The 5,606-nt window shown below is 40.0% G+C and carries 8 protein-coding genes, 1 pseudogene and 1 riboswitch; of the genes and pseudogenes, 7 read left to right on the top strand and 2 right to left on the bottom strand.

The genetic code is table 11. The annotated features are described in order from the left end of the window. On the bottom strand, positions 1-597 hold a 597-nt coding region (locus tag V7659_RS00665; RefSeq protein WP_335537465.1), incomplete at its 3' end, for a M15 family metallopeptidase. A 239-nt stretch (positions 598-836) separates the two neighbouring features. Beyond that, a riboswitch (cyclic di-GMP riboswitch) is annotated at positions 837-922 on the top strand. A gap of 49 nt (positions 923-971) precedes the next feature. On the opposite strand from V7659_RS00665, the gene V7659_RS00660 reads away from it, so the two are divergent. Beyond that, positions 972-1,136, top strand: coding sequence for a hypothetical protein (locus tag V7659_RS00660; protein ID WP_186328706.1), 165 nt, complete (start codon positions 972-974; stop codon positions 1,134-1,136). Positions 1,137-1,261: 125 nt separating this feature from the next. Further along, a complete protein-coding gene (locus tag V7659_RS00655; RefSeq protein ID WP_335537464.1) occupies positions 1,262-1,693 on the top strand; it encodes an SRPBCC family protein in 432 nt (143 codons plus the stop codon). Positions 1,694-1,758: 65 nt separating this feature from the next. Here the strand turns inward: V7659_RS00655 and V7659_RS00650 are convergent, their stop codons facing one another. Further along, positions 1,759-1,926 carry an acyltransferase gene (locus V7659_RS00650; protein WP_335537463.1) on the bottom strand — a complete coding sequence of 56 codons (168 nt, stop codon included), beginning with the start codon at positions 1,924-1,926 and terminating at the stop codon, positions 1,759-1,761. Positions 1,927-2,087: 161 nt separating this feature from the next. Here V7659_RS00650 and V7659_RS00645 point away from each other — a divergent pair, with 161 nt between their 5' ends. From V7659_RS00645 to V7659_RS00625, 5 genes and pseudogenes are all read left to right on the top strand, one after another. Then, a complete protein-coding gene (locus tag V7659_RS00645) occupies positions 2,088-2,228 on the top strand; it encodes a hypothetical protein (RefSeq protein ID WP_335537462.1) in 141 nt (46 codons plus the stop codon). A 329-nt stretch (positions 2,229-2,557) separates the two neighbouring features. Then, positions 2,558-2,740, top strand: a pseudogene (locus tag V7659_RS00640) (ATP-binding cassette domain-containing protein); the annotation flags it as partial. Positions 2,741-3,034: 294 nt separating this feature from the next. Further along, entirely contained in the window at positions 3,035-3,856 is an 822-nt protein-coding gene (locus V7659_RS00635; RefSeq protein WP_335537461.1) for a UTP--glucose-1-phosphate uridylyltransferase, read from the top strand. Beyond that, a complete protein-coding gene (locus V7659_RS00630) occupies positions 3,853-5,130 on the top strand; it encodes a UDP-glucose dehydrogenase family protein (protein WP_335537460.1) in 1,278 nt (425 codons plus the stop codon). The genes V7659_RS00635 and V7659_RS00630 overlap by 4 nt, the downstream gene beginning before the upstream one ends. 60 nt (positions 5,131-5,190) lie before the next feature. Continuing rightward, on the top strand, positions 5,191-5,606 hold a 416-nt coding region (locus tag V7659_RS00625; RefSeq protein ID WP_335537459.1), incomplete at its 3' end, for an NAD-dependent epimerase/dehydratase family protein.

Raw genomic sequence — 5,606 nt, 5'->3', positions numbered from 1 at the left:
GCCGTACTCCGCGGCATGGTTTTCGAGCCAAATCGCTTCATCCGTTCCCTCGAAGCAGTCCTCGGCAGCACATTTGCCATCTCCACCCGTTACATCAATCGCAAGGCCGGTTTCATGTTCACTCGTTCCTGGAACGGCACTATATTTTCTTGCTGCCTCATATCCATCTTGGTTCACATAGTAGTTAAACAAAGCTGCTTGGGAAGCATGGGATCTGTAGGCCGACACCCCTAATAGATTCACGCCCTGTTGTTTAGCCCCTGTAAATAATCTTTCAATCGCTGCACCTGCATCAGCTCTCATTTGCCGCTTTTCTGATTTTTGATTAAACATAAAGGGGATATCAGGATAAATTAAATCGCTTGGCTGATATTGATCGGGCAGTTTATTGCTCTTATTCACAAGAACAGGTATAACTTCTTGCGAGGAAATCGATTGGCTGCTAGTATCCTTATCCTGTTGTTGAACTTCATCACGAGGAGAACTATTTTGCGACAAGTTCCCTTCATTCTGAAAAAAGTGAAATTTCCCTGTGCAGCCTGTTAATAATAGTGTAAATACAACTAGAAATAAAAAAATAAACCGTATCTTAAACATAGTTAAAATTCACCCCAGTAACATCATGGACAGGAATATAGACTTTAAAACGTCTTTTTCCACTCTGTTCCTTAGGGATCGTATACTGCGTGAGAATTTTAAGATGCAGTAACCAGCCAATCTAGCATTTAGCTACAAACAAAAAAGAAGAATAGTTTACCAATGATTGATAGATAGTGGGTCCAAAGGCACTTTTATTTTATAAATTAGTTGCTTATATTCTAAATAAACACATAAATCGTACGAAACGGCAAAGCCATTGAAAAGTGGTGACGCAAAACTACAGGGGCTAAGGTTTTAAGAACGATGCTTGCCAGTTACCGAACACGATCACTCCTGCGATTTATGTTAATCACTAGTGAGGGGGATTTTTTGTGTTGAAAATGTTTATTAAAGGCAGATATTATTATCATTTAATCCAGCACCGCCACAATGAACTTTTAAAGCAAGACTGTCTGGATGAGGAATTAAGAGCAAAGCTAAAAGTTAGAGCCAGTTATCATAATAGTAAAGCGGTTGAATTTTCTTTAAAAATGTAAGCGGAACCCTATTGGAAGAAAGCCAGTATTTTAATACCGGCTTTTTTTACGTATTAACGTATAAAATATTTCCATAGGACAACCATGACAGGTAGAAACGTTAATGACGAGAGGGGATTATCTAAATGTACAATCTGACCAAATTTAAAATCATGAAACCGGTGAATGAAGTGTTTGAAGCTTTTGTGGACCCTGCGAAAATCAAGAATTTCTGGTTCTCATCAGCTGCTAGATGGGAACAGGGTCAGACCGTTTCACTTAGATATGAGGAATACAATGCCGATGTAGATATCGAAGTCATCGAGGTATTGCCCAACAAGAAAATTGTGTACCGATGGGGTACAGATGGACAAGGAAATATTGTAACGATTTCACTTGAAGAATTGGATTCTTCAAGCACCATCATCGAGATTACCGAAGAAGGATTTAGAGAAGATGATGACGAGTTAATGAGTAATCTGCTCGATAATAAAGAAGGCTGGGTTTTTATGCTGACCTGTTTAAAGGGATATTTGGAGTTTGGCATTAACCAATTAAGAGGTGCTATCGTTAAATAATGGAAGGAGCTTGGAAGAATCCAAGCTCTATTTAGTATAGGCGATTCCGTTGAACCGCGCCTCTTTTACTCAAATCTTTGAACAAAATTACAATGAGAGCAGGCTCGTCCAATCAGTTGCTTGGCAGTTGGGCATTCATAATAGATTTCTTCAAGCCCACAAATGGAGCAATCGATAATATGGAAAATTTGTCGTTCCCCCAATATGGCATCTAACAAGCATTCAAAATACATGAAGTCTGCCCTCCCAATTGATTACTTTCTTTTAAGATAGCAAAAACCTGCGCGGAAAAAAGAAGAATCCTGTCAACCCGGACCAGATTGTTTTCGACATAATTCTTCCAGAAATAGTTTCCATCAACATCGGGTAACCTAATATAAAAGGGGGTGCCGTGATGAAGCAGAATGAAGAGAAAACGAGTGAAGGATTAAATGAAATTTTTGAAATTATTAATGCAAAAGGCGACACGGGCGAGTTAAAGGAAATTGTGGATCGTTATGATAGTGAAAATTCGGCAGAAGACTCGAATAGATAATGATAAAGGCCTAGCCATTTCGCTAGGCCATTTGTAATGGGAAATGTGGATAATATTCATCAATAATGTGGATATATTAATATGAATTGTGGGTAAACTTGTTGATTTTGTGGATAAAACTGTGGGTTTTGTGGATAATTTCATCAATTGGTAAATATATTGGAAAAATTCAAACTTTATTCACATTATCTGTGTATAAAATTTGAAAAATTGTGGATATTCTCGAAAACCACGTGGATATAATCAATATTAATGTTGATAACGTTGTTAATATCTGTAAACTTCCCCTACCAGCTCAAACTCCTTTTGCGGTCCTCTAAAACTCTCTCATGAATGAAATTTTAAGCTTAATTAACGTGACAAAGTCATTTCAGCATAAAACAGCCGTCAATGGTGTATCCTTTTCAATTGGGAAAGGAGAGGTGGTGGCGATACTCGGACCAAATGGCGCTGGAAAAACGATGACAATTTCCATGATCCTAGGGCTGCAGAGCCCCACCAGTGTTGAAGTACTGTGATTGGGGTTTCTGTTTATTCTGAAAATAGTTAATTGGAAGTAAATATCCATATTTTGAAAAATAGTTCCTTTAATTTGTAAAAAAACTTATTATTTTGTAAAAAAATCCTTCTATTTTGTAAAATAACCTCTCTATTATGTGAAATTCTCACCCATCTATGTAAAAACCCAAAATTTCTCCCCTTAATCTTTTGACAATCTCCCATTTTATCGCCCTTTTCTCATGGACAACCTTCCCCTTCGTCCCTTTTGGAATAAATTAATACTAGTTCGCAAGGAGGGAAGAGACATGGTAAGAAAAGCAATCATTCCTGCAGCAGGGTATGGAACCAGAACCTTGCCAATAACGAAAGTTTTGCCGAAAGAGATGCTGCCTATCTGCGGAAGGCCGGCCCTTGATTTTATCGTCGAGGAAGCGGTTAGGTCAGGAATTGAGCAAATTTTAATTGTCGTATCAAGATCAAAAAATATGATTCTCGATTATTATGATCGATCGGTGGAGTTAGAGACCTACTTAGAAGAAAAAGATAAGACACACTTATTAAAGGAAATTGCCCTTCCCGATGTGCATTTTCAGTATGTACGGCAGTCCTATGCCCGTGGATTAGGTGATGCAATCCTCCAGGGCAAGCATTTTGTCGGGAATGAACCGTTTGCTGTCCTGCTCCCAGATGAAATTATTCTTCCCCACGAAAAGCAGCCATTAAAACAGTTAATCGATATGTTCACTGTACACCAGGGGAATATCATCGGTGTTAAAAAACTGGACCAAGACCAATTGAAAAACTATGGGGTAATTAAACCAGCACCCATAAAAAACAATGAATATATCATTAAGGATATTGTTGAAAAGCCGCAAGAATCGCCACCATCGGACCTAGCGGTGATTGGTCGATATATTTTTGACCCGGCCATTTTCAACTATCTCGAAAACGTGAAACCAGGCCTAGGCGGAGAAATTCAATTAACCGATGCCATTAAAGAAATGGCGAAAGATTATACAAGCTATGGACTGGAGATAGAGGGAATGTGCTTTGATATCGCAAAAACGTCAGAGTATGTGGAGCTGATTAATTATATCTGTGGACCGAGGGGGAAACACCAGCCATGAACATCTTAATTGTCGGTACAGGTTATGTGGGGACCACCACAGGGCTTATTTTTTGCGAGCATGGTCATAAGATAACCGGCCTTGATCTGGATGAGCGTAAAATTCAAGCGCTAAAGGGAGGCAGCTTGCATTTCTATGAACCAGGGCTTCAAGACCTCTTAAAAAAGCATACCCAAGCCCGTAATATTGTTTTTACAAACAACACGGAAAAAGCGATCAAAGAGAATGATGTGATATTCATTTGCGTCGGTACCCCGCAGGGAGCGGATGGCAGCGCAGACCTTACCTTTGTCAAAAATGTCGCAAAATCAATTGGCCAGCACATCAACCGATACAAGGTGATTGTGACAAAAAGCACCGTGCCAGTCGGAACCGCTGAAATAGTGACAAGTGTTATCAAAGAAAATCAAAAAGCACCCATTCCGTTCGATGTCGTCTCCAACCCGGAGTTCCTGCGCGAGGGTTCCGCCCTTGACGATGCACTCCATCCCGATCGCATTGTCATCGGCACAACCAGTGAAACGGCCAGAACAATCATGAGAGAATTATATAAAGACTTCCACTGCCCATTCGTCGAAACCCAACCGAAAGCCTCAGAAATGATTAAGTATGCAGCCAATTCCTTCCTCGCTTTAAAAATTTCCTATATTAATGAGTTGGCAAGGGTATGTGACAAACTTTCGATAAATGTAAATGATATATCAAAAGGGATCGGTCTTGATCAACGGATTGGACCGCAATTTTTAAAAGCGGGGATGGGCTACGGCGGCTCCTGTTTTCCGAAGGATGTGAATGCGCTCATCCACACAGCTAAACAGCAAGGGACTCCGTTATCCATTCTTGAAGCAGTTGTAAAAGTCAACACAGAGCAACCCGTTTATTTTATTGAAAAAATAAAACAGGCACTCGGCGGTTCGCTGCAAAACAAAACGATTGCCGTGCTAGGGTTGTCTTTTAAAGCAAATACTGATGATACGCGGGAGTCCCCTAGTTTCATTTTGCTTGATCGATTATTAGAAGAACAAGCGATTGTGAAGACGCATGATCCGATGGTGAAAAGTGGGGCATCCCACCAATGTATGACCATTGAAGAAACAGTAACGGGGGCTGATGCACTCGTCATTAGCACGGACTGGGATGATTATAAACATTTGAACTGGGGAAGAATTAAGCCTTTAATGAAGCAGCCCAATATTTTCGACGGTAGAAATATGGTAGATAAAGAGCGTGTTAAGGAACTAGGATTCTATTACATTGGTGTTTCTAATCATTAAAAAGAGCATTAAAGCATGCTCTTTTTGCTTTGACTTAAAAAGAAAGGAAGTGAATCGAACATGATTTTGGTTACAGGTGGTGCAGGTTATATCGGCAGCCATGTGGTGAGGGATCTTGCAGATAAAGGCTACTCGGTATTAGTTTTAGATAATTTATCCACCGGCCATATCGAGGCCGTCGATAAACGAGCCACATTTGTTTGTGGAGACGTGGGCGATTCGAAGGTACTTGAGCAAATTTTTACTACGTATTCGATTGAAGTGGTCATGCACTTTGCTGCCAATTGTCTTGTTGGTGAATCCGTTGTCCATCCGCTTAAATACTATCATAATAACGTGGCCGCAACCATTTGCTTGCTGCAAAAAATGATTGACTATCATATTACCAATTTTATCTTCTCCTCAACCTGTGCAACCTATGGGATACCTAAGGAATCAACCATCCATGAAAAACTTCCGACAAAACCGATTAACCC

The sequence above is a fragment of the Neobacillus drentensis genome (genome assembly GCF_036966985.1).
Lineage (GTDB): Bacteria > Bacillota > Bacilli > Bacillales > Cytobacillaceae > Neobacillus > Neobacillus drentensis_E.
This window is presented reverse-complemented; position numbering and strand designations above follow the sequence as displayed.

Excerpts from the sequence above, each read along its gene's own strand:
- V7659_RS00635 (WP_335537461.1), top strand. The coding sequence starts at position 3,035 with ATGGTAAGAAAAGCAATCATTCCTGCAGCAGGGTATGGAACCAGAACC.
- V7659_RS00655 (WP_335537464.1), top strand. The coding sequence starts at position 1,262 with ATGTACAATCTGACCAAATTTAAAATCATGAAACCGGTGAATGAAGTG.
- V7659_RS00645 (WP_335537462.1), top strand. The coding sequence starts at position 2,088 with ATGAAGCAGAATGAAGAGAAAACGAGTGAAGGATTAAATGAAATTTTT.
- V7659_RS00630 (WP_335537460.1), top strand. The coding sequence starts at position 3,853 with ATGAACATCTTAATTGTCGGTACAGGTTATGTGGGGACCACCACAGGG.
- V7659_RS00650 (WP_335537463.1), bottom strand. The coding sequence starts at position 1,926 with ATGTATTTTGAATGCTTGTTAGATGCCATATTGGGGGAACGACAAATT.